This is a genomic window from Asticcacaulis sp. (genome assembly GCF_027484505.1).
GTDB lineage: Bacteria > Pseudomonadota > Alphaproteobacteria > Caulobacterales > Caulobacteraceae > Asticcacaulis.
Genome location: NZ_JAIXSV010000155.1, coordinates 1 through 2889, shown reverse-complemented (window position 1 = coordinate 2889; position 2889 = coordinate 1). Strand labels below are relative to the sequence as shown.

2 protein-coding genes and 1 pseudogene are annotated in these 2889 nt (G+C 58.2%); 1 reads left to right on the top strand and 2 read right to left on the bottom strand.

Annotated elements, in window-relative coordinates; translation table 11 throughout:
- A pseudogene (locus Q0072_RS09890) lies at positions 1–124 on the top strand (50S ribosomal protein L17); the annotation flags it as partial.
- A gap of 83 nt (positions 125–207) precedes the next feature.
- Here the strand turns inward: Q0072_RS09890 and Q0072_RS09885 are convergent.
- Positions 208–2523 carry a beta-L-arabinofuranosidase domain-containing protein gene (locus Q0072_RS09885; protein WP_298329189.1) on the bottom strand — a complete coding sequence of 772 codons (2316 nt, stop codon included), beginning with the start codon at positions 2521–2523 and terminating at the stop codon, positions 208–210.
- Between the two features lie 166 nt (positions 2524–2689).
- A partial coding sequence (locus Q0072_RS09880) for a hypothetical protein (RefSeq protein ID WP_298329186.1) occupies positions 2690–2889 on the bottom strand: 200 nt, incomplete at its 5' end.

Here is a 2889-nt window from a genome sequence, read left to right as displayed (position 1 = left end):
CCGCTACGGCGACAACGCCCCGATGGCCGTCATCGAGTTCGTTGACCGCGACGTGGCCGCCAAGGGCAAGGACAGCGGCCCGGTGCTGGTGAAGGACGAGGACGGCGAAGAAGCCGCCGCCTGATCCAGGCCCGACCGTTCAAGGTTGAAAGAGACCCCGCCGGGAGCGATCCTGGCGGGGTTTTTCTTTATGCACCCTCAAAATGTTCAGGCCGTGGCGGTGATCCAGACCTGCGATTGGGGGGTCGTCACCAGTTCCGGATCAGTGGGGAATTCAGGCACTGGCTTTCCGGTGCGGTTCATCCGGGCGAAATGGGGAACGGCCAGCAGCGGCATTCCATCGCCCCATTGCCCCGTCAGCGCGACCACTCCTTGCAGCAAGTCAGGTCGCCATTCGGGCTTTAAGGGGGCCGGTCCAAGGGGCTTGCTGATATCCGGCTGGTCCACCGTCTCCACATTATAGATCAGAGGGCCATAGGCCAGCGCCACTCGGCCCCGGTTCGCCTCTACCCGCTCATCACAGGTCAGGCGTTGCGGAACCATCGGCAGGTCGAAACTCACCTTGTCGCCGGCCTGCCATTGCCGAGTGATGACAGCGTAGCCCTTCTCAACCGTCACCAACTGTGCCTTGCCATTGATCTTGACAGTGGAAAGAGCGGGCTGGGCAATGTCCGCCCGGTAAAGCTGACTCTGGTTCCAGCGCGGCACCCGGATATGGAGAGCGAAGGTCGTGGAATGCTTGGGCTTGACCACCATCTCTACAGTCCCCTCCCAGGGATAGTTGGTCTGCTGCACCATCTCCACCTCTGTACCGGCCACGATACCGACATTCACCTTGGAGCCGACGAACAGGTTCACATAGAGCGCGTCTTGACCCTTCATATAAGTCCAGGTGGGCATCATTAGAAGGATGCGGGTAATATTGCTTATACAGCAGGGGCAAGAGTGCCACTTGGCCCGTTCGGTATTCAATAGCGGGTTGGTGTAGGTGTAGCTCCTGCCCTCCATATCAATGGCGCCCAACAGGGCATTGTAGAGCGTGCCTTCATAAAGATCCGCAAACCGGGCGTCGTGATAAGCAAGATTCAGCTTATACTGAAAAAATATCAGGCCACAGCTGGAACAGGTTTCACAGTAGCCGTCATTGTTCAGAGCATAATTAGGGCCGAATCCTTCGGACTTATGGTCGCTGCCAATACCGCCGGTGACGTAGTATTTCTTGTTGACCATATTGTCCCACAGGGACATCACGGCACTCTGATAATCGATATCATGGGTTTCCGCCGCCATATCGGCCATGGCGGAATAGAGGTAGGTAGCGCGGACAGCGTGACCGACGGCTTCATATTGCTGGGTCGGCGGCAGGTGGCTTTGATCATATTCCCCACCGCCCTGTCGCTGGTCCATCAGGAATCGCGCCAAGCTGATATATTTGTCTCCCTGGCCGCCCCCTTCAATGTCATTCACAAAGCGGCCAAAGCGGATCAAGGCCTGTTCCATTTCCTGATGGCCATCATACCAGACCTTCTTGCCCGGTCCGATATTTGCGACCCAGCAGTCCGCCAGCTTCCGGGCTGCCTGGTAAAGCCGCTGATCACCCCCGCCGGTCACACCGTGATGCACAATGGCGGCTTCAAGGAAGTAACCCGCCACATAGCCTTCGTGGTCAGCACGATGCGCCGGCATCCAGCGTTCTGGCCAAGCCGCGCGGTCAGCCAGGGTAAAGGCTGTCTGCAGATAGCCATCCGGCTCCTGCGCTGCCAGCACAATGGGGATCCAGCGGTCAAGGGCGGCACGGATCTGCGCCTGCGCCGCCTCAATCGCCGCATCGCCCTGCGGGTTGACCATCTGCGCGATGCACATCGCCTCGATAGTCTGCAACACATAGGCGTTCGAGAACACATAGCCCTTGTGCGCAGCGTGCGGTTCACCGCGCAGTGCTTTCGCGGCCTCAACAAAATTGTCGATCCCGCCCTTCCCGTCTGGCAGGTCGGTGCGTTCCAGATAGTGGATGCAATGGGGCAGCCAATTGACGATCAGCGCGCGGCTACGTGCCTTCAGCAATGGGCTGTCAATGTCATAGGGGCCGGTATAGACAACCTCCAACCGTTCGCGCGGCGGTGGTACTTCACCGCGAAGGCGGAACTGCCGGGTCTGTGTCCCGGTGCCATCCGTGCTGGCAAGTTCCAAGACATAGTCGCCGGGTACGGATACGGTAGCCGTTGTCTCGGCAGCGGTGGGGTCGGTGATCACTACCTCCCCAGGTCCGCTGACCTTTCGCCACGCTGTTTTGGCGACGCCCGCCGTGCGGTTCAACAGCCAGGTCCGCCCACCGAGCATTACAACCCGGTCAGGTACGACGCTATCGCAGCAAGACATGGCTGTCGCTGCACGCACCGGTAGACCCGCCATCATCAGCGCTGTCGACCCTGCCAGACCGGCCAGGAACTGACGACGACTAAAGCCGTCGCCCTGGCAATAGAAACCACCAGAGTGAGAATGATGTTCGTGACCACCAGACATTCTTCCCCCTCATGTCGCTCATTGAGCAACAGGTAAGTAGTTAAGAAGACAATTGATCAACACAGGGTAAAATCAAAGCCGTATCTATTTTTCTATAATTCGACTTTTCTCTACGAATAACATTAGCAAATTTTGTCATGGATTTTCTGATAATTTCCAAAGGGTATCAGCCACGATCAATAGCGTCAATAGTATTATTAATTGGCACAATGAAGGATCGGCACTCACGCCCATGGCGCCGCCAGCCGTCCCCATCGCCCTCGCGCTTACCCGTCATGCCATATCCCCCCTTGGCATATGGGCGCATCCGCGCTAAATAGGCCGCCACCGGGGAACCGAGGCGTTTGGCGCCGACGGCACCCCGGT

Excerpts from the sequence above, each read along its gene's own strand:
- Q0072_RS09885 (WP_298329189.1), bottom strand. The coding sequence starts at position 2,523 with ATGTCTGGTGGTCACGAACATCATTCTCACTCTGGTGGTTTCTATTGC.